A 19,756-nucleotide genomic window follows, 5' to 3' on the forward strand; every position below is an offset into this window, starting at 1 on the left:
TCAAGCCAAGCTGCGTGATTTTTGGTCCATCCGTTGCACGGCGGCGCGGCGGTTCGTATTGAGCGCGGGCCAATTGCAGCAAGGACAGGTGCCCGATGACCCAAGACGACGTGCTCGACGAGTTCCGTGGTGCGGACGCGCTGCTCGAGGGGCATTTCATCCTGTCGTCGGGGCTGCACTCGCCGATTTTCCTCCAGAAAATGCGTGTCTTTCAGGATCCTGTGCGCACCGAGCGGCTCGCCAAGGCGCTGGCGGCGGCGATCATCCAGAGGTTCGGGCAGGTCGATCTGGTCGTCTCGCCCGCGGTCGGCGGCATCATTCCCGGCTATGAGACGGCGCGCGCGCTTGGATGCCATGCGGTGTTCGTCGAGCGTGAAGAGGGCGAGTTCCGCCTGCGCCGCGGTTTCGAGATCGCCGCCGGCGCGCGCGTCGTGATGGTCGAGGATATCGTCACCACCGGCTTGTCGTCGCGCGAATGCCTCACCGCGATCCGCACCCATCCGGGCGAATTGCTCGGCGCGGCGTGCATCATCGATCGCTCGAACGGCCGCGCCGATGTCGGGGCGCCGCTGGTTTCGCTGTGCCGGCTCGATATCCCGGCCTATCCCGCCGATGCGCTGCCGCCCGACCTCGCCGCGCTGCCCGCGACCAAGCCGGGCAGCAGAGGATTGAAGAAGTGAGCGATGTGCTGCGCCTCGGGGTCAATATCGATCACGTTGCGACGGTGCGCAATGCGCGCGGCTCGGGCTATCCCGATCCGGTACGCGCGGCGCTGGTTGCCGCCGAGGCCGGCGCCGACGGGATCACCGCGCATCTGCGCGAGGACCGCCGCCACATCACCGATGCCGATATCGCGCGGCTGTCGTCCGAACTGGCGGTCCCGCTCAACCTCGAAATGGCGGCGACCGACGAGATGCTGGGGATCGCGCTGCGCCACCGCCCGCATGCCGCGTGCATCGTGCCCGAAAAGCGCGAGGAACTGACCACCGAAGGCGGGCTCGACGCCGCAGGGCTGTTCGACCGGCTCCAGCCGATGGTTGCCGCGCTGGCAGGGGCGGGGGTGCGCGTGTCTTTGTTCATCGAACCCGATTCGCGCCAGATCGACGCGGCGCTGCGGCTCGGCGCGCCGGTGATCGAATTGCACACCGGGCGCTATGCCGAACTCGACGGGGAAGCGCGTGCCGACGAACTGCGCCGCCTGGCCGATGCCGCCGCGCTCGCCGTCAAGAACGGGATCGAGGTTCATGCCGGGCACGGCCTGACCTATGACAATGTCGCGCCGATCGCCGCGATCCGCCAAGTGCGCGAACTCAACATCGGCCATTTCCTGATCGGCGAGGCGATCTTCGTCGGGCTCGACGCCAGCGTCCGCCGGATGCGCGCGGCGATGGACGACGCGCGGTGATCATCGGGCTGGGTTCGGACCTGTGCAATATCGAGCGCATCCAGGCGTCGCTCGATCGTTTCGGTGCGCGGTTCGAGGCGCGCTGCTTCACCGAGGTCGAGCGCGCCAAGGCGGCGCGGCGCCCGTTCACGCGCGCGGGCACCTATGCCAAGCGCTTCGCCGCCAAGGAGGCGTTTTCCAAGGCGGTCGGCACCGGGTTCAAGCAGGGCGTGTTCCTCAAGGATATCGGCGTGGTCAACGCGCCATCGGGGGCGCCGACCCTTGCACTGACCGGTGGAGCCAAGGCGCGACTTGACGCGTTGACCCCCGAAGGCCACGTCGCGCATATCCATGTGACGCTGACCGACGACCACCCCTGGGCGCAGGCTTTCGTGATCATCGAGGCGATTGCGCGGTAGGACGCGCACGGGGACGAGTAGATGGCCGAGGAGTTGGCGTTGGAGAGTGACGAAGCGCGGGTCGGGGCCGCGATCGAGGAATCGACCACCAACCGGCGCGCGCGCCGCCGCGCGGCATGGTGGGCCGAGATCAAGGGGATTTTCTGGCTGGTCCTCGCTGTGCTCGGTTTTCACAGCTTCATTGCCAAGCCGTTCTACATCCCGTCCGAATCGATGCTGCCCGGTCTGCTGGTCGGCGATCGGCTGGTGGTGAGCAAATATCCCTACGGCTATTCGTTCGTCTCGCCGACGTTTCACATGATGCCGTTCATGAAGGGCCGGCTGTTCGGCAGCCTGCCTGCGCGTGGCGACGTGGTGATCGTGACCCCGCCGGGGACGCGCACCGATTATATCAAGCGCATCATCGGGCTGCCCGGCGATCGGCTCGAAGTGCGCGGCGGGCAGGTGATCCTGAACGGCGTGCCGGTGAAGCGCGGGCCGCTCCATTATGTCGACATTCCCGATTATGGCGGGGTGCGGATGCACGACGGCAGCTTCACCTGCGATCCGGTGCAATATCCCGGCGCGCGGCGTATTGCGCCCGACGGCAGCATATCGTGCCGCCTGCCGCTGGTCACCGAAACGCTCCCCGACGGCCGCAGCTATGAAACGGTCGATCTCGATCCCGGCTATAGCGAGGGCGATAATTATGGACCGATCACCGTGCCCGCGAACAACGTCTTCCTGATGGGCGACAATCGCGATCGCAGCGCCGACAGCCGCTTCTCGCTCGCCGAACTGGGGCTCGGCGGCCCCGTGCCGTGGGAATATGTGGGTGGCCGCGCCGAATTCATCACCTTTTCGCTCGATGGCAGCGCGACCTTGAACCCGCTCACCTGGTGGGGCGCGTTCCGCGGCGGGCGATCGGGCGATTCGCTCCATCCCGCCAGGGCGGCGCGATGAGCGGCGGGTCGGTGGACGCCGGGGGCGAGCCCAGGACCGACGCAGCCAGCCCGCACGAATGGCGCGACCCAGAAACACGCCGTGAACTCAAAAAGGCCGGGGTGTGGCTCGGGCTGATCTGCGCCATCGCGCTGGTCGTGCTGCTGATCCAGCCACTGCTGATCATCTTCGGCGGGCTGGTGTTCGCCTCGATGCTCGACGGTGGCGTCCGGCTGCTCGGCAAGGTGCTGCCGATCCCGCGCGGCTGGCGGTTGCTGATCGTGGTGCTCGGCGTGCTCGCGTTCCTGGTCGGCGTGTTTTACCTGACCGGCGTCCAGATCGCCGCCCAGATCGAACAATTGCGCACCACGCTCGACGTGCAGGCCACCCGCGTTTCGGCCTGGGCGACGCAGATGGGGATCGTGCCCGGCCAATCCGATCTCAAAGGGCTGGCGCAGCAGGCGCTGGGCTCGGTGGGGCGGCTCACGACATGGGTGGGTTCGGCGTTGGGCGCGTTCACCAGCCTGTTCATGGTCATGGTGATCGGCCTGTTCGTGGCGATGGAACCGCGCATCTACGATCGCGGACTGCAATGGATGGTGCCGACCGCGCAGCGCGAGCAATTCGCGATCACGATCGATCGGATGGCCTTCACGATGCGCCGGCTGCTTGCCGGGCGGCTGCTCGGGATGGCGTTCGAGGGGTTCCTCACCTGGTTCATCCTGATGGTACTGGGCGTGCCGATGGCGCTGGTGCTGGGGTTGATCGCGGCGATCCTTGCGTTCATCCCCAATGTCGGCGCGTTCATCACCGGCGTGCTAATGACCGCGGTGGGTTTTTCAGCGGGGGTCGATACCGGGCTCTACGCGCTCGCGACCTATTTCGTGGTGCAGACGTTCGACGGCTATGTCGTGATCCCGATGGTCGCCAAGCGTACCGTCGATCTGCCGCCCGCGCTGACGCTGTCGGCGCAGATCCTTGCGAGCACGCTGTTCGGTGTCGTCGGCCTCGCGCTGGCCGATCCGATGACCGCGATGATCAAGGTCGCGCTCGAACGCAGCGCCGAACGCGAGGCGGAGGGCAAGGCCAAAGGCAAGGCTGGCGGCGGGGCTGGAGGCAAGACCAAGGCATGAAGCTGGTGCTCCACGATTACTGGCGTTCGTCGGCGAGCTATCGGGTGCGGATCGCGCTTGAGCTCAAGCAGGTCGATTTCGACCTGCATCCCGTCAGCCTGCTCGATGACGCCCACCACAGTGCCGACAATCTGGCGCGCAATCCGCAAGGCTTCGTGCCGACGCTCGAGGTCGACGGCATGCCGCTGGTCCAGAGTCTCGCGATCATCGGCTGGCTCGATGATGCTTTCCCCGATCCGCCGCTGGTGCCGCGCGATCCGGTGCAGCGCGCGCATACGATGGCGCGCGCGCTGGTGATTGCGTGCGATATCCACCCGGTCAACAATCTGCGCATCATGAAGCGGCTCAAAAGTCAGTTCGGCGCGGATCAGGCCGCGCGCGACGATTGGTATCGGCACTGGATGGCGGAAGGCTTCGTCGCGCTCGAACGGATGGCGGGCGAGGGGCCATTCCTGGGGGGCGCCGCCCCCGACATCGCCGACATCTGCCTGGTGCCGCAGATGTACAATGCGCGGCGGCTCGATCTGCCGCTCGATGGCTATCCGAAGCTGGTGCGCGCCGATGAAGTCGCACAGGCAGTGCCCGCTTTTGCGGCCGCGCATCCCGGCCGCGCACGCCCCGCCTGAGGGTCTTTTCGGCGCCGCTGCCGAACTATGACCTTCTTTTCGCCCCTTTCGCGCTTATCCTTGGGAGCCGCTTTGCATGACGGCCGCGCTGACGCGTGCCGCGCAGATCTGCGCCGATCGCCGGTTTTGGCGCGCGCCTACAAGGATATTGGCATGAACCGTATCATCTTCCCCCTGCTCGCCGCGGCGCTCGCGTTGCCGGCGGCCGCGTCTGCCGCAGCCCCGGTTGGCGAGGATGCTGCCGCCTGCGCCGCGGGCAAGGGGCCCGCGGTGCTGGTCAAGGTATCGGGGCTGCGCGATCGCACCGGGCGGATGAAGCTCGAACTCTATCCCGCGAACGAGGACGATTGGCTCGAACATCGCACGGTGCTTCAGGCGGCGGGCAAGACCTTCCGCCGGGTCTGGGCCGACGTGCCGGCGAACGGCGCGGTCGCGATGTGCATCAAGGTGCCCAAACCGGGCCGCTACGGGCTGGTGTTCACCCACGATCGCGATGGCAAGAACAAGTTCAATTTTCGGCAGGATGGTGCCGGGGTGCCGAGCAACCGCAAGCTCGGGCGCGCCAAGCCCAAGCTTGCCGACGGCGTGATCGACGTCGGCGCGGGGGTGAAGACGATCAACATCACCGTCCAGTATCTGCACGGTATTCTTAGCGGCTTCCGGCCGGATTAGAGCAACGCCTCAGACGCGGTCGGGGTAGATCGGCTGGATGTCGACCGGGATCGCCGTCATCGACGCGATCACGGCCTTGGCATTGTCGTCGAGCACGGCGTGCCGGGCCATGAACGCCTTGACGCCCGCATAATCGCCATTGCCCTGGAGCAGGACGATATCGTGGACGAGATCGCGTATCCCCGCCTCCATCTTCGCGGCGTCGATACGATAGCGCTTGGCGCCGGCATCCCAGGCGAACGCGCCCTTCGCTTTCAGATAGCCATATTGCATCGCCGCGCCGTGGCCGTGCGCCTCGGTGACGCCGAAGCGCATCGCGCGGAACATCCCGGCGAAATAGGTCGCGAACAATTGGTCCTTTTCGGCCGCCGGTAGCTCGCCCTTCTGCATCATGAAGAGGATGTTGTAGGCGCCCATCACATCGGCCTTGCCCTCCTCGATCGCCGAGGCCTGCTCCTTGAGCGCGTCGTTGACCGTGGTTTGCTGGCCGCCCAACGTGATCGTTCCCGGCCCGAGGCTGTGCGACAATTCGTGGAACAGCGTTTCGAGCTGCATGTATTTCTTCGCGACCAGCGCGGCCTGATCGCCGACCAGCACCAGCGGCGCCATCGGCGCGAGCACGCGATCGTATTTCGCGCCGAGCACGTTGGCGAGGATCACCTTCTTGGCGCCCTTGGCCTCGCGCACGCGTTCGTCATTGGGCAGGTTGAACGCGATCGTCTGGCCGCCGGGGACGTTGTCGCCGCCGCCACGCACCTGCTCGGCCACCGCGATCGGCGATTCGAACCCGCGCTTGAAATTCTTGTATGTCTCGGGGACCGGGAGATTGGCCTCCATGTCGCGCAGATACGCCTTGTAATGCGCGAGGGCGGCCGATTCTTCCGGGTCTTTGAGCGTGACGAAGCTCTCGAACGCCGCCTTCTGCCCGAACAGGCGATCGGTATAGACCTCGTACGGCCCGATCGCGATTTCGATCGGCGTATCCTTCAGGTCCATCCACGCGAGTTCGCTCGCATAATAATCGTCGGTGCGAAACGCCCTGGCGCGCAGCGAGAGGAAGGTCTTGAGGCTGGGGTTGGTCGTGATCGCCGCGGCCTTGTCGAGCAATGCCGCCGCGGGCTCGAGCCATTCCTTATATTCGACCGAATAAGGCACTGCCTTGAGCCCGCCCTCGGGCGTGCGGCGGATAACGGTGTAGAGGCTCGCGAACGCGGCCTTGTCCTGCGGGTGCTGCGCCAGCCACTGGTCGTACTCGGCGCGCGTCATATCGGTGGGATAGAAGCCCGCACCTTCGGGCCAGGCCTGATCGCCCCAGAACGGCTTGTTCTCGTCGAAGCCGTCCCACGGGCCGAAATAGAGATCGAACATATCGAGCAGCAGATCGCGATCGCCCCCCTTGCTCGCGGCGATGGCAGCACGCGTCGCAGGGTTATCGACCGCAACCTGACGCAGATAGATCGGGTTCATCAGGTCCGAGGCCTGGATCAGCAGATTGACCACCTGCCGTTCCTCGTCGGTGAGGAAATCGGTGCGCGGCGCCATCTCGATCCGCGCAACCTTGGCGCGCTCGGCGACGAGATAGGCGTGCGGCGCGGCAGCCTCGGTGGTGGCATTATTGTCGGTCGATGGGGTCGGCCCCGAACAGGCGGTAGTCGCGAGCAGGGCGAGGAACAGAGCACGGCGCATGGCATCTACCTCATGGTTTGATCCACTTGCGTGGAGGCGGCACCGGCCCGCTCCCCCGCCCCGCCACCCATGCCATGATGCTGACTGGGTGGCGGGGCGGGGGAGCGGGCCGGTGCCGCAATCGGAGGCAGCGTCGCTGCCTCCGACTCCGCAATGCCGCCGGTCTACTGCCCTCGCCCTGCCGTGTCACGCGGCCGGGGCGGTGGCCTTGCGCTGCTGGCGGAAGCGGTGGAGCAGCGGTTCGGTATAACCATTGGGCTGGTCGAGCCCCTCGAACACCAATGCCCGCGCCGCCTGGAAGGCGATGCTGTCGGGATTGCCCGCCATCGGCTCGTAGAGCGGATCGCCCGCGTTCTGCGCGTCGACCTTGGCCGCCATGCGGGTGAAGGCGGCATCGACATCCGCTGCCGTCGCGACGCCGTGGCGCAGCCAGTTGGCGATATGCTGCGAGGAAATACGCAGCGTTGCGCGATCCTCCATCAGGCCGATGTCGTGGATGTCGGGCACCTTCGAGCAGCCGACGCCCTGATCGATCCAGCGCACGACATAGCCGAGGATGCCTTGCGCATTGTTGTCGAGTTCCTCGCGCACCTCGTCTGCCTGCCAGTTGCGCCCAAGCGCGAGCGGCACGCTCAGCAGCGCGTCGAGCGACGCCACCGGTTCGGCGGCGCGGGCGATCTGGCGCGCGGCGACGTCGACGCTGTGGTAATGCGTCGCGTGCAGCGTCGCCGCGGTGGGCGAGGGCACCCAGGCGGTGGTCGCGCCGCTTTGCGGGTGGCCGATCTTCTGGTCGAGCATGTCCGCCATCCGATCGGGCGCGGCCCACATGCCCTTGCCGATCTGCGCCTTGCCCGAAAGGCCGCAGGCGAGCCCGATCTGGACGTTGCGATCCTCATAGGCCGCAATCCAGGCGGCGGCCTTCATCTCGCCCTTGCGGACCATCGGCCCGGCCTGCATCGAGGTGTGGAGTTCGTCGCCGGTGCGATCGAGAAAGCCGGTGTTGATGAACACGATCCGGTCCTTCACCGCGTGGATGCACGCCGCAAGATTGGCCGAGGTGCGCCGCTCCTCGTCCATCACGCCGACCTTGATCGTGTGGCGCGCGAGCCCGAGCAGATCCTCGATCGCGTCGAACAGACGGTTGGTGAACGCGGCTTCGTCGGGGCCGTGCATCTTGGGCTTGACGATATAGACCGAGCCCGCGCGGCTGTTGGGCAGGCCGCCGGTGCGCTTGAGGTCATGGAGCGCGATCAGGCTGGTGACGATGCCGTCGAGAATGCCTTCGGGCGCCTCGCTGCCATCGGGCAGATGGAGCGCCGGGGTCGTCATCAGATGGCCGACGTTGCGCACGAACAGCAGGCTGCGGCCGGGGAGCGTGAAGGCGGTGCCGTCGAGCGCGGTATAGGCCCGGTCGGCCGCGAGGACGCGCGTCATCGTCCGTCCGCCCTTCTCGAAACTGGCTTCGAGCGTGCCCTTCATCAGCCCCAGCCAATTGGCATAGGCCGCGACCTTGTCCTCGGCATCGACCGCGGCGATCGAATCCTCGAGGTCGCAAATCGTCGTGATCGCCGATTCGAGGACCAGATCGGCGATCCCGGCGCGGTCGTCCTTGCCGATCGGGTGGCTGCGATCGATCACGATTTCGATGTGCAGGCCGTGGCGGCGGAGCAGCAGATTGTCGCCTGCGCGGCCCACCAACTGCGCGGGATCGGCGAGCCTGGGCGCGGTGCCGTCCCAATCGGTCCACGAACCGTTCGCGAGCGGCGCCGCCGAATCGAGGAAGTCGCGCGCCCAGGCGATCACCGCCGCGCCGCGCACCGGATCATAGCCCTTGCCCGCGGGCGCGCCGGGCAGCGCGTCGGTGCCATAGAGCGCGTCGTACAGGCTGCCCCAGCGCGCGTTGGCGGCGTTGAGCAGGAAGCGCGCGTTGAGGATTGGGACCACGAGTTGCGGCCCCGCGATCCGCGCGACTTCGTCATCGACCTGACCGGGCGCGATCGCGAACGGGGAGGGTTCATCGACGAGATAACCGATCTCGCGCAGGAACGCCTGATAGGCGGTCTGATCGATCGGGCTGCCGGCGCGCTCGGCGTGCCAGCCGTCGATCTGCGCCTGAATCCGGTCGCGCGTGGCGAGCAGCGCGCGGTTTTCGGGGGCGAAGCGGGCATAGATCGCCGCGACGCCGCGCCAGAAAGCCTCGGCTTCGATCCCGGTGCCGGGCAGCGCCTCGGCCTCGATGAACTGCGCCAGCGCGGGCGCCACGTTCAGCCCCGCGCGATTGATCCGGTCGGTCATGTCATGTCTCCTTGTTGGCCAAGATAGACGCTCGCCGAACCTTTCGGTAGACGATCGAAAGGAGACGCTGTTGTTCATATAAGGAAACAATCATCGATCCCGATGCCGCCTTGTTCGTCCACGTCGTTGCCGCGGGCAGCCTGAGTGCGGCGGCGCGCGCGCGCGGCATCTCGCCGGCGATGGTGTCGAAACGGATCGCGCGGCTCGAGGCGCGGCTGGGGGTGCGGTTGCTCCACCGCACCACGCGGCGCCTGGCGCTCACCCCGCGCGGCGCGGTATTTCACCGCGATATGGTCGCGGTGCTCGCGGCGATCGCCGAGGCCGAGGCGCGCGTCGCCGATACCGGCGGCATCGCCGGTCCATTGGTGGTCAACGCGCCGACCTCGTTCGGGCGGCTCCACCTTGCGCCGCATCTGCGGCCGTTTCTCGACGCGCATCCGGCGATCGCGCTGCGGCTCGATCTCACCGATGCGTTCCTCGATCTGACCGCCGCGCGGGTCGATCTGGCGATCCGCGTCACCGGTGCGCCGCCGCCGGGGGTGGTCGCGCATCGCCTCGCGCCGAGCCGCCGCGTGCTGTGCGCCGCGCCTGCGTATCTCGCGGCGGCGGGGCGCCCGATCGCGATCGGCGATCTGGCGCGGCATCGACTGCTCGCCGCCGACGGGCAGATGCCATGGCGGCTGACCGGGACGGGCGCGACGGCGATCGAGGCGCCCAGCGTGGTCGCCACCGATTCGAGCGAGGTGGTGCGCGAACTCGCGATCGCGGGCGTCGGAATCGCGTTGCGCTCGATCTGGGATGTCGATGCCGAGCTTGCCGATGGCCGGCTGGTGCGCGTGCTGCCCGAGTGGCGCGGATCGGACGACGCGGCGGTTTATGCGGTTCACCTGCCCGATGCGTTGCCGCGCGCGGGTGAGGCGATGCTCACCTATCTGCGCCGCCTGTTCGCAACGCCGCCCTGGGGAAACCGCGCCGCGCCCTAAAGCGCGCCGCGCTGCATCATCTTGCGCAGCTTACCCGGCATCCAGCGTGCGGCGAACGCCATGCGCTTTGCGGTCGGCCCGACAAAGCTGTGCACGCGGTCGCCATGCACCGCTGCCCAGGCCGCATCGGCGACGACCTCTACGGGCGTGAGCTCGAGCCCGGCTTCCCGCACGCTATCGCGGATCGTGCGGTTCGAATTCGCGACCCCGCCATCGAGCAGTGGCGTTTCGATGAAGCCGGGGACGATGTCGCGCACCTTGATGCCGTCGGCGGCCCATTCGCCATCGAGCGCCTCGGTCAGCGCGCGGACCGCGAATTTGGTCGCCGAATAGGTCGCGAGCCCCGCCGAGCCGTAGATCGCCGAGGCCGAGGCGGTGTTGAGCAGGCACGACCCCGGCGTCGCGGCAAGATAGGCATGGCCGATCCGCGCGCCGTTGAGCACGCCCATGAAGTTGATCGCCACCAGCCGATCGAGATCGGCGAAATCGGCCTCCGCGAGCGGCCCGCCGACGCCGATCCCGGCATTGTTGAACAGCACGTCGAGCCGTTTGGTGGACTGGGTGAAATCGTCGAGTGCCCGCGTCCACGCCGCCCGATCGCGCACGTCCATGTCGTACGTGTCGGCGCCGTTCGGTAGCGTCGCGGCGGTGTCGACCAGACCTTTGCCGTCGACATCGGCAATCCCGATCCGCCAGCCCTCGCGCGCGAACCGTTGCGCCACCGCCCGCCCGATCCCCGAGGCGCCGCCGGTGATGAAGATCGCTTTCATGTTCGTCTCCCTTTGTCGCCTTCATCCTGCACAATCGCGTGCAATGCCAGCACGGTTGCGCGCGGTTTGACGGGGCGAAGCGCGGGGCACACAATCGGGGCGTGCCAGCCGACCCTCTCCTCCACGGCCCGTCGGTCGCGTTCGACGCGGTCGTCAAGCGCTATCCGGGCGGCACGGTCGCGGTCGATGGCGTGTCGGTGGCGATTGCAGCCGGGAGCTTCGTCGCGTTGGTGGGGCCATCGGGATCGGGCAAGTCGACCCTGCTCAAGACCGTCAATCGACTGATCGCGCCGAGCGCAGGCCGCGTGCTGATCGGTGGCGCGCCGGTGGATACATGGGAGCCGCACCGGCTGCGGCGACGGATCGGCTATATTTTCCAGAACGTCGGGCTGTTCCCGCATCTGAGCGTGGCGGAGAATATCGCGATCCGTCTGCGGCTCGACGGTGCGCGCCACAATGATGCGCGCGTCGGCGCGTTGCTCGATCTGGTCGATCTGCCGCGCGATCTGGCCGCGCGGATGCCCGATGCGCTGTCGGGCGGGCAGCGCCAGCGCGTCGGGGTGGCGCGTGCGCTCGCTGCCGCGCCCGGGTTGATGCTGATGGACGAGCCGTTCGGCGCGCTCGATCCCGTGACGCGCGAGCAATTGGGCGCGGCGGTGCGCGGCCTGCACGATTCGCTCGGCCTCACCACGATCATGGTGACGCACGACATGGCCGAGGCGCTGCTGCTCGCCGATCGCGTGCTGGTGATGCAGGCGGGGCGGATCGTCGCCGATGCGACGCCGCGCGACTTGCTGACAGGTGTGGGCGGCGCGGCGGCCGACGCGCTGGTCGCGGTGCCGCGCGATCAGGCGCGGCGGTTGCGCGCGCTGGAGGAGGGGGTGTGAGCGCGCCTTTCCGCGATGCCCTCGCGCGCGTGCCCGATCTGCTCGCGGCGCATGTTTTGCTCGCGGCGGCCGCGTTGCTCGTTGGGTTGGCGGTCAGTCTGCCGCTGGCGATTCTGTCGGCGCGCCATGCCAATGTCGCGCGGGTGGCGCTGGGGTTTGCGAGCCTCGTCCAGACGATCCCGTCGCTGGCGTTGCTCGCGCTGTTCTATCCGCTGCTCTTGTGGCTGTCGGCGCTGGTCGGCGGTGGTATTCCCGCGCTCGGCTTCCTGCCCGCGCTGCTCGCGTTGTCGCTTTATGCGCTGCTGCCGATCCTGCGCAACGCGGTGACCGGGCTGGCGGGGCTCGATCCCGCGATCGTCGAGGCCGCCGATGGCGTGGGTATGACGGCCGCGCAAAAGCTGTGGCTGGTCGAGGCGCCGCTGGTCGCGCCGATCGCGATGGCGGGCATCCGCACCGCAGCGGTGTGGACGATCGGGGCCGCGACGCTCTCGACCACGGTCGGGCAGCCGAGCCTTGGCGATCTGATCTTCGCCGGATTGCAGACGCAGAATTGGGCATTGGTGCTCGCGGGCTGCGTTGCCGCCGCGGCGCTCGCGTTGGTCGTCGACGTGCTGCTCGGGCTGATCGAGCACGGCATCGCCAGGCGACGGCGCGGGCGGGTCTGGACGGGCGTCGGGTTGCTTGTGGCCGGGGTCGCGCTCGCGCTTGCGCCGCTGTGGGCGAGCGGCGGCGGGCGGACGGTCACCGTCGGTGCCAAGAATTTCTCCGAACAATATGTGCTCGCGCGCGTGATCGGGCATCGGCTGGAGGCGGCGGGCTATCGCGTGCGGTATCGCGAGGGGCTGGGTTCGGCGGTGATCTATCAGGCGCTCGCGAGCGGCGGTATCGACGTCTATGTCGATTATTCGGGCACCTTGTGGACCAACCGGATGCACCGCAGCGACGTGCCGCCCCGCACCGAGATCGTGCGCCAGTTGGGCGATTGGACGCGCCGTACCGATGGCGTGCGGCTGCTCGGCGCGCTCGGCTTCGAGAATGCCTATGCCTTTGCGATGCGCGAGCGCGATGCGGCGCGCCGGGGCATCACGACGCTCGACGATCTCGCACATCACGCGCCGCAATTGACGCTGGGCTCGGACCTCGAGTTTCTCGAACGCCCCGAATGGGCGGCGGTGCGCGATGCTTACGGCCTGCGCTTCACCGCCACCCAGCGTTACACGCCGAGCTTCATGTACCGCGCGCTCGCCAGCGGGCGCGCCGACGTGATCTCCGCTTTCTCGTCCGATGGCCGGATCGCGGCCGAGCATCTGACCGTGCTCGCCGATCCCCGGCACGCGATCCCCGGTTACGATGCGATCCTGCTGCTCGCGCCCAAACGCGCCGATGATGCGAAGATCGTGGCGGCGCTGCGGCCGCTGGTCGGCGCGATCCCGGTCGCGGCGATGCGCGAGGCGAATTACATGGTCGATCGCGATCAGGGCAAACGGACGCCCGACGCGGCGGCGCGGTGGCTGGAGAAGCGGCTGGCGCCGTAGAATTACGCTGCTTTCAGCGCCTCGGTGAAGCGCTTGCGCCACCAGATGACATCATGATCGCGTACATTCTCGAACATCGGTTGCCAGCGTTCGATCCGCTCTTGTTTCGACATCGTGAGCGCGGTGTCGATCGCCTCGGCGATCTCGTCGGCGCTATAGGGGTTGATCAGCAGCGCGTTGGTGAGTTGTTCGGCGGCGCCCGCGAAGCGCGACAGGATCAGCACGCCGGGATCGTCGGGATCCTGTGCCGCGACATATTCCTTGGCGACGAGATTCATCCCGTCGCGCAAAGGGGTCACCAGTCCGATCCGCGCCGCGCGATAGACGCCTGCGAGCATGTCGCGCGGATAGCCGCGGTTGACGTAGCGCACCGGCACCCAATCGACATCGGCATAGGCGCCGTTGATCCGCCCTGAAAGCTGATCGAGCGATTCGCGGATGCTCTGATAGGTGTCGACATCGCTGCGCGAAGGTGGCGCGATCTGGAGCAGATAGACGAGCGCGCGCCGATCCGGGTTGGTGTCGAGGAAGCGCTCGTACCCGTGGAAGCGCTCGGCAAGCCCCTTCGAATAATCGAGCCGGTCGACGCCGACGATCAGGCTGCGGCCGACGCCGCTGTCGTACATCCGCGCCTGCGTCTCGCGCGCGACGGGGCCGCTGGCGCTGGCGATGAAATCCTGCGCGTCGATTCCGATCGGGCAGGCGATCGCGCGGATCGTGCGGCCGCCCACGGTCAGCGAGTTGTCGGGGCCCAGCGTGCCGCCCATTTCGTGTGTCACATAATGGCGGAACGATTCGAGCCATTCCTCGGCCTGAAACCCGATCACGTCATAGGCGAACAAGGCCTCGACGAGGCGGCGATGGTCGGGCAGCGCGACCAGCAACCGCGTCGGTGGCCAGGGGATGTGGAGGAAAAAGCCGATCCGGTTGGCCAATCCCTGCTGGCGGAGCAGCCAGCCGAGCGGGATCATGTGGTAATCGTGCACCCAGACGAGGTCGTCGGGGTCGATATGCGGCGCGATGATCCGCGCGAAGGCTTCGTTGACGCGCTCATACCCACCCTGGAACGAGCGGTCGATCTCGGTCAGGTCGAGCCGATAGTGGAACAGCGGCCACAAGGTGCGGTTGGCGTACCCGTTATAATATTCCTCGATATCCTGTTCGGACAGATCGATCGTCCCCGAGGTGACGCCGCCATACTCGTCGAAATGCAGATCGTGCCGCGCGCCGATATCGCCCGACCAGCCGAACCAGATGCCTTCGCTTTGCTGGAGGGCGGCGGTGAGCGCGACCGCGAGCCCGCCCTGTGCGGCGGGCTGATCGGGGCTGGGCGCGGACACGCGGTTCGAGATGACGATAAGACGGCTCAGCGGATTGTGCTCCATGGTTTGGACAGCAGAACGGCGCAGTTGATCATCCCGACCAGCGAATAGGTCTGCGGATAATTGCCCCATAATTCGCCGGAGACGGGGTCGATGTCCTCGGACAGCAGCCCGGCGGGGGTGCGCCGGGTTAGCATGTCCTCGAACAGGATGCGCGCATCGTCGCCACGGCCGGTCACCTGCAGCGCCTCGATCAGCCAGAAGGTGCAGACGTTGAACGCGGTGTGCGGCAGGCCGAAATCGTCCTCGGTCGCATAGCGCAGCATATAGGGACCGCGCCGCAATCCCTTTTCGAGCGCGTCGAGCGTGCCGTGAAAGCGCGGATCGTCGGGGGCGAGGAAGCGCAATTCGAGCAATTGCAACAGGCTCGCGTCGAGATCGTCGCCGGTGAAGGTGGCGGAGAGGCGCGCGGGATCGTCGCGCCACGCGGCTGATTCGATGGTGCTGCGCATCGTATCGGCGCGTTGCTGCCAGAATTCGGCGCGATCGACGAGTCCGAGCACCGCGGCCGCGTTGGCGAGCCGATCGCACGCCGCCCAGCACATCGCCGCCGAATAGGTGTGGACATAGGCCTTGGTGCGCAATTCCCAGATCCCCGCATCGGGCTGGTCATATTGCTGCCAGGCGCGCTCGCCGATCGGCTCCAGCGCCTCAAAATCGGCGACACCCGCGATGCGCAGCAGCCGCTGGTCGAAGAACGCCTGCACATTCGACAGGATGATCTGGCCATAAGCGTCGTGCTGGATTTGCTCATAGGCCTGGTTGCCGACGCGCACCGGCCCCATCCCGCGATAGCCGCTCAGCGCCTCGGCCTGATACTCGGTCAGCGTCGCTTCGCCGCCGACGCCGTAGAGCGGCTGGATATGCCCGCCGGCCGCGTTGTCGACGATGTTGCGCAGATATTCGAGATAGCCTTCGAGCACGTCGAGCGCGCCCAGCCGGTTCAAGGCCTGCACGGTGTAATAAGCGTCGCGGATCCAGCAATAACGGTAATCCCAATTGCGGCCCGAATCAGCGTGTTCGGGGATCGAGGTGGTGAGCGCGGCGACGATCGCGCCGGTTTCCTCGTGCTGGCACAATTTGAGCGTGATCGCCGATCGGATCACCGCTTCCTGCCATTCGACCGGGGTCGCGAGCCCGCGTACCCAATGCTGCCATTCGGCGGCGGTTTGATCGAGCATGTGATCGAGCGCGGCGGCGATGTCGGTCGAGAAACTCTCGTCGGGGCCAAGGAAGAAATGGAGCGGCCGTTCGACGCGGAACAGCCGCTCGTCGCGGATCCAGCCGACCGGCGCGGTGGTCGAGAGCCGCAGCACGTCCTGATCGATCAGATAGCGGATATGGTTCGAGCCGCGCGTGTGTTCGGCCATCCGGGCGCCCCAGTTGCGCGCGGGGCGCAGCCGGATACGCACGCGCGGGCTGCCCGCCACCGGCCGCACGATCCGCACGAACGCGACCGGACGGTACATTCTCCCGTTGCGTTTGAAGCGCGGGCAGAAATCGATCACCTCGATCGCGTTGCCGGCCGCGTCGGCGTGGCGCGTCACCAGGATCGGCGTGTTGCGGCGATAGGATTGGGTGGTCTCGACCACGCCGTCGAGGTCGATTTCCCAGAAGCCGAACGCGCCTTCACCGGCAGGGGGCGCGTCGTCGAGCAGCGAGCAGAACGCGGGATCGCCGTCAACGCGCGGGGTGCAGCCCCACACGAAGCGCCCCGATCGGTCGACCAACGCGGACACCTGACAATTGCCGATCGGCCAGAGATCGAGCGTCGCGGTCATCGGGCAGCCTCCTTCAGCCAGGTACGCACGGCCGCAACGCTGTTGAGCCGGTAGGTGGCGGCAGTGTCACGCAGCGCGCCGACCAGAATGCCGGCCCCCCCCCCCGCCACGCAGGCGACGAAGCCGGGCTCGTCGGTCAGATCGTCGCCGAGGAAGATCGGGCGGGTGCCGACGAACGGCGGGTCGGCACGTAATGCGGCGATCGCGCTGCCTTTGTCAAAACCGGGCAGGCGCAGTTCGACCATCATCTTGCCGTGTTGGACCTCGAGCCCGTGGGCAGCGCCGAGTTGGTCGGCCAGCGCGTGCGCCTCGGCCTCGATCGAAGGATCGAGCCGGTAGTGGATGCCGACGCCGAGGCTCTTTTGCTCGATCAGGACGCCGGCATGCCCCGCGAACGTCGCCGCGATCAGTGCTTGCGCGGCGTCGAGCGTGGATGGCCGATCGGGACGGGTGATCGCGCCGCCGAGATGGCGCGTTTCGGCGCCGTGGCTGCCGATCATCGCCAGCGCCTTGCCGCCCTCGCCGAAAAAACCGTCGAGTTGTGCGAGCGATCGGCCGCTGACGAGCGCGATGCGATTGTCGAGCCGCCGCGCCAGCCGGTCGAGCAGCGCGACCAGCGCGGGATCGACCGCGACATCGCCGGGCCGGTCGGCGAGATCGACCAGCGTGCCGTCGAAATCGAGGAAAAGACTGGCGCCGTCGAGCAGGTCGGCGGGCGGGTATGCGAGGTCGGGGACGGCCATCGCCCTTTCTTGCAAGCGTGGGGGATATAAGCCCTACGCAGGCCGGTCGGAACGGTTCCGTCCCGTTCCATTTAAAACCCGTCGCCCTGGAGTGGTTCGGGGAGCAACACGCCTCCAGCGTTGTCGCTTGTGGATGGTTGGATGCCGGAACAAGTCCGGCATGACGGAGACAGGATTACGATGATCTATTGCGCGCCGTAGCCGCTCAGCGAATAGGGCCGGTCCGCCGCTGCGGTTGCCCATGTCTTGTTGGGCGTCGCCTGCATCACGAAGCGCAATTCGCCGCCAGCGCGCACCTGCGCGTCGGTGATATAGCCTGTCGCCAGCGGCTCGCCGTTGAGCAGCACGCGACCGATGTAGGAATTGGCCGCCGACAGATTATCCACGCGCACCGTGAAGCGTTTGCCGCCCGGCAGGTTGAGCGCGGCGCGCTCGACGAACGGCCGCCCGATCACATATTGGTTGCTGCCCGGCGCGACCGGATAGAAACCAAGCCCGGTGAACACCATCCACGCCGACATCTGGCCGAGATCGTCATTGCCCGACAGCCCGTCGGGCGTGGGCTTATACTGGCTGTCGACGATCTGCTTGAGCCGTTCCTGCGTGCGCCACGGCTGGCCGGCATAATTGTACATGTACGCGACGTGGTGGCTGGGTTCGTTGCCATGGATATATTGGCCGATCAGCCCGGCGATATCCTCGGCATGGCTGTAATCGAGCTTGGAATTGTCGAATTCGAACATCGCGTCGAGCTTCTCCACCGTCGCCGCGTCGCCGCCGAGTTCGCGGATCAGCCCGCCTTCGTCGTGCGGCATGAACCACGAATATTGCCAGGCATTCCCCTCGGTATAATCGCTGCCGTAATTGATCGCGGTGGGATCGAAAGGGATGCGGAAGCTGCCGTCGCTGTTGCGCGCCCGCAGGAAGCCGGTCTTGGCATCGAAGCTGTTGCGCCAGTTGCGCGAGCGCTTCTCGAACCGGTCGGCAATCGCCGTCTCGCCCATCGCGCGCGCCATTTGCGCGATCGTCCAATCGTCAAAGGCATATTCGACCGTCTTCGACGCCGCCTCGGGCTCCTGGTCGATCGGTACATAGCCGAGCCGCATATAGTCGCCGAGCCCGCCATAAGGCGCGTAGGTCGCGCTCGCGACCATCGCGTCGAGCGCGGCCTTGGCGTCGAAGCCACGAATGCCTTTCATGTACGCATCGGCGATGACGGGCACGGCGTGATAGCCGATCATCGTCCATGTCTCGCGGCCCTGGAACTGCCAGACGGGGAGGATGCCGAACGGGCTCACCTGCTGGCTCGCGACGAGCGATTTGACGAAATCGACGTTGGTCTCTTTGGGCTGGACGAGCGTGAGCAGCGGATGCTCGGCGCGGAACGTGTCCCACAGCGAAAAGGTCGAATGAACGGTGAAGTCGGCCTTGTGGACGGCGTTGTCCGGCCCGCGCCAGCGGCCGTCGGCGTCGCTCGATACCGAGGGCGCGATCAGGCTGTGGTAGAGCGCGGTGTACATCGTCGTGCGCATGGCTGCGTCGGCTGCAATATCGAGCGCGCCCAGCGCCTTTTGCCACGCCGCTTTGGTGTTCGCGCGAGTCGCGTCGAAATCACCCGGTTCGGCGGCGAGATTGGCGATCGCGCCTGCCTCATCGACCGAGGAGATCGCGACCTTGACCTCGAGCGGGGCTTTGAGGGGCCCGAAATCAAGCCGCGCGACCAATTGGCGGCCGGCTTTCTCGGCCAGATCGTCCTGCCCGCGCCCCGGCCCCTGAAAGCCGCGATACGCCACGTCCTGCTCGGTATCGAGGAAGGCGTGGCCGGCGAGCGGCGCGGAAAATTTCATCGCGAAAAAGAGCTGGCGATCGGGCGCCCAGCCGCGCGTCTGGCGGGTGCCGGTGATCGTGCCGTCGGGCCACAGCCGCACCGACGACCACAATATCTTGCCGGGATAATTGTAGAGCGAGGTGCGCAGGTCGAGCACCAGATGCGCGGCCTGCCCGGCGGGGAAGGTGTAGCGATGCACGCCGACGCGCGTGCCCGCGGTCATTTCGGCGCGGACCTTCGCGTCGCCCAGCGTCACCGCATAATAGCCCGGCTGCGCGATCTCGGTTTGGTGGTCGAAGGGCTGGCGATAGCCGTCGCCGGCTTTTGTCGGGTCGCCGGGTTCGAGCGGTACCGTGTCGCCCGCCACCGGCATCACCAGAAAATCGCCAAGGTCCGAATGGCCAGCGCCTGAAAAATGGGTGTGGCTGAACCCCTGGATCGTCTTGTCCTCATAGCGATAGCCCGCCGCGTGGCCGTAGCAATCGCGGATCGTGCACGTCGTGTCGGTATCAGGGCTCAACTGCACCATCCCGAACGGCGCCACCGCACCGGGGAAAGTATGGCCCTCGCCACCGGTGCCGATGAACGGATCGACCGCGTCATAAGGCGAAGAAGCGGTCTGCGCGAAGACGGGCGCGGCGACCAGCGCGAGCGACATGCCGAGGCGATGGAGCATCTTCATGGGGCGGCATCAAAGCAGGACGCTGTCTG

17 protein-coding genes are annotated in these 19,756 nt (G+C 67.1%); 10 read left to right on the forward strand and 7 right to left on the reverse strand.

The window, feature by feature from the left end; translation table 11 throughout:
- The first annotated feature begins 95 nt into the window (after nt 1-95).
- The 7 genes from pyrE to NFE57_RS05880 all read left to right on the forward strand — a co-directional run bounded on the left by pyrE (nt 96) and on the right by NFE57_RS05880 (nt 5,155).
- Entirely contained in the window at nt 96-680 is a 585-nt protein-coding gene (gene pyrE, locus NFE57_RS05850; protein ID WP_252134639.1) for an orotate phosphoribosyltransferase, read from the forward strand.
- Nucleotides 677-1,405, forward strand: a complete 729-nt coding sequence (locus NFE57_RS05855; RefSeq protein ID WP_252134640.1) for a pyridoxine 5'-phosphate synthase — start codon at nt 677-679, stop codon at nt 1,403-1,405. Before pyrE ends, NFE57_RS05855 begins: the two co-directional genes overlap by 4 nt.
- Nucleotides 1,402-1,803 (forward strand): holo-ACP synthase, encoded by a 402-nt coding sequence (acpS, locus tag NFE57_RS05860; RefSeq protein WP_252134641.1) that lies wholly within the window; start codon nt 1,402-1,404, stop codon nt 1,801-1,803. Before NFE57_RS05855 ends, acpS begins: the two co-directional genes overlap by 4 nt.
- 21 nt (nt 1,804-1,824) lie before the next feature.
- Complete coding sequence (lepB, locus tag NFE57_RS05865) at nt 1,825-2,745, forward strand: signal peptidase I (protein WP_252134642.1); 921 nt, start codon at nt 1,825-1,827, stop codon at nt 2,743-2,745.
- Nucleotides 2,742-3,857 carry an AI-2E family transporter gene (locus NFE57_RS05870; RefSeq protein WP_252134643.1) on the forward strand — a complete coding sequence of 372 codons (1,116 nt, stop codon included), beginning with the start codon at nt 2,742-2,744 and terminating at the stop codon, nt 3,855-3,857. Before lepB ends, NFE57_RS05870 begins: the two co-directional genes overlap by 4 nt.
- Entirely contained in the window at nt 3,854-4,483 is a 630-nt protein-coding gene (gene maiA, locus NFE57_RS05875) for a maleylacetoacetate isomerase (protein WP_252134644.1), read from the forward strand. The genes NFE57_RS05870 and maiA overlap by 4 nt, the downstream gene beginning before the upstream one ends.
- 153 nt (nt 4,484-4,636) lie before the next feature.
- Nucleotides 4,637-5,155, forward strand: coding sequence for a DUF2141 domain-containing protein (locus NFE57_RS05880; protein ID WP_252134645.1), 519 nt, complete (start codon nt 4,637-4,639; stop codon nt 5,153-5,155).
- A gap of 9 nt (nt 5,156-5,164) precedes the next feature.
- Here NFE57_RS05880 and NFE57_RS05885 read toward each other — a convergent pair whose 3' ends face one another.
- Nucleotides 5,165-6,841, reverse strand: coding sequence for a DUF8614 domain-containing protein (locus tag NFE57_RS05885; protein WP_252134646.1), 1,677 nt, complete (start codon nt 6,839-6,841; stop codon nt 5,165-5,167).
- 186 nt (nt 6,842-7,027) lie between these two features.
- A complete protein-coding gene (locus NFE57_RS05890; RefSeq protein WP_252134647.1) occupies nt 7,028-9,136 on the reverse strand; it encodes a malate synthase G in 2,109 nt (702 codons plus the stop codon).
- A gap of 89 nt (nt 9,137-9,225) precedes the next feature.
- Between NFE57_RS05890 and NFE57_RS05895 the strand changes: the two genes are divergently transcribed.
- Nucleotides 9,226-10,119, forward strand: coding sequence for a LysR family transcriptional regulator (locus tag NFE57_RS05895; RefSeq protein WP_382279806.1), 894 nt, complete (start codon nt 9,226-9,228; stop codon nt 10,117-10,119).
- Here the strand turns inward: NFE57_RS05895 and NFE57_RS05900 are convergent.
- Nucleotides 10,116-10,889 carry an SDR family oxidoreductase gene (locus NFE57_RS05900; RefSeq protein ID WP_252134648.1) on the reverse strand — a complete coding sequence of 258 codons (774 nt, stop codon included), beginning with the start codon at nt 10,887-10,889 and terminating at the stop codon, nt 10,116-10,118. The two genes, NFE57_RS05895 and NFE57_RS05900, sit on opposite strands and share 4 nt — an antisense overlap.
- Nucleotides 10,890-10,990: 101 nt before the next feature.
- On the opposite strand from NFE57_RS05900, the gene NFE57_RS05905 reads away from it, so the two are divergent.
- Both NFE57_RS05905 and NFE57_RS05910 read left to right on the forward strand, forming a co-directional pair.
- A complete protein-coding gene (locus tag NFE57_RS05905) occupies nt 10,991-11,776 on the forward strand; it encodes an ATP-binding cassette domain-containing protein (RefSeq protein WP_252134649.1) in 786 nt (261 codons plus the stop codon).
- On the forward strand, nt 11,773-13,311 hold the full coding sequence (locus NFE57_RS05910; protein ID WP_252134650.1) for an ABC transporter permease/substrate-binding protein: 1,539 nt from the start codon (nt 11,773-11,775) through the stop codon (nt 13,309-13,311). The genes NFE57_RS05905 and NFE57_RS05910 overlap by 4 nt, the downstream gene beginning before the upstream one ends.
- Nucleotides 13,312-13,313: 2 nt before the next feature.
- Here the strand turns inward: NFE57_RS05910 and NFE57_RS05915 are convergent, their stop codons facing one another.
- The 4 genes from NFE57_RS05915 to NFE57_RS05930 all read right to left on the reverse strand — a co-directional run bounded on the left by NFE57_RS05915 (nt 13,314) and on the right by NFE57_RS05930 (nt 19,727).
- Nucleotides 13,314-14,696, reverse strand: coding sequence for an alpha,alpha-trehalose-phosphate synthase (UDP-forming) (locus NFE57_RS05915; protein WP_252134651.1), 1,383 nt, complete (start codon nt 14,694-14,696; stop codon nt 13,314-13,316).
- Entirely contained in the window at nt 14,678-16,474 is a 1,797-nt protein-coding gene (locus NFE57_RS05920) for a glycoside hydrolase family 15 protein (RefSeq protein ID WP_252134652.1), read from the reverse strand. The genes NFE57_RS05915 and NFE57_RS05920 overlap by 19 nt, the downstream gene beginning before the upstream one ends.
- Nucleotides 16,471-17,217, reverse strand: a complete 747-nt coding sequence (gene otsB, locus NFE57_RS05925; protein WP_252134653.1) for a trehalose-phosphatase — start codon at nt 17,215-17,217, stop codon at nt 16,471-16,473. Before otsB ends, NFE57_RS05920 begins: the two co-directional genes overlap by 4 nt.
- Before the next feature lie 185 nt (nt 17,218-17,402).
- A complete protein-coding gene (locus tag NFE57_RS05930; protein ID WP_252134654.1) occupies nt 17,403-19,727 on the reverse strand; it encodes a GH92 family glycosyl hydrolase in 2,325 nt (774 codons plus the stop codon).
- Between the last annotated feature and the right edge of the window lie 29 nt (nt 19,728-19,756).

It is taken from the genome of Hephaestia sp. MAHUQ-44 (assembly GCF_023806085.1).
In the GTDB taxonomy this organism is placed as follows: Bacteria; Pseudomonadota; Alphaproteobacteria; order Sphingomonadales; family Sphingomonadaceae; genus Sphingomonas.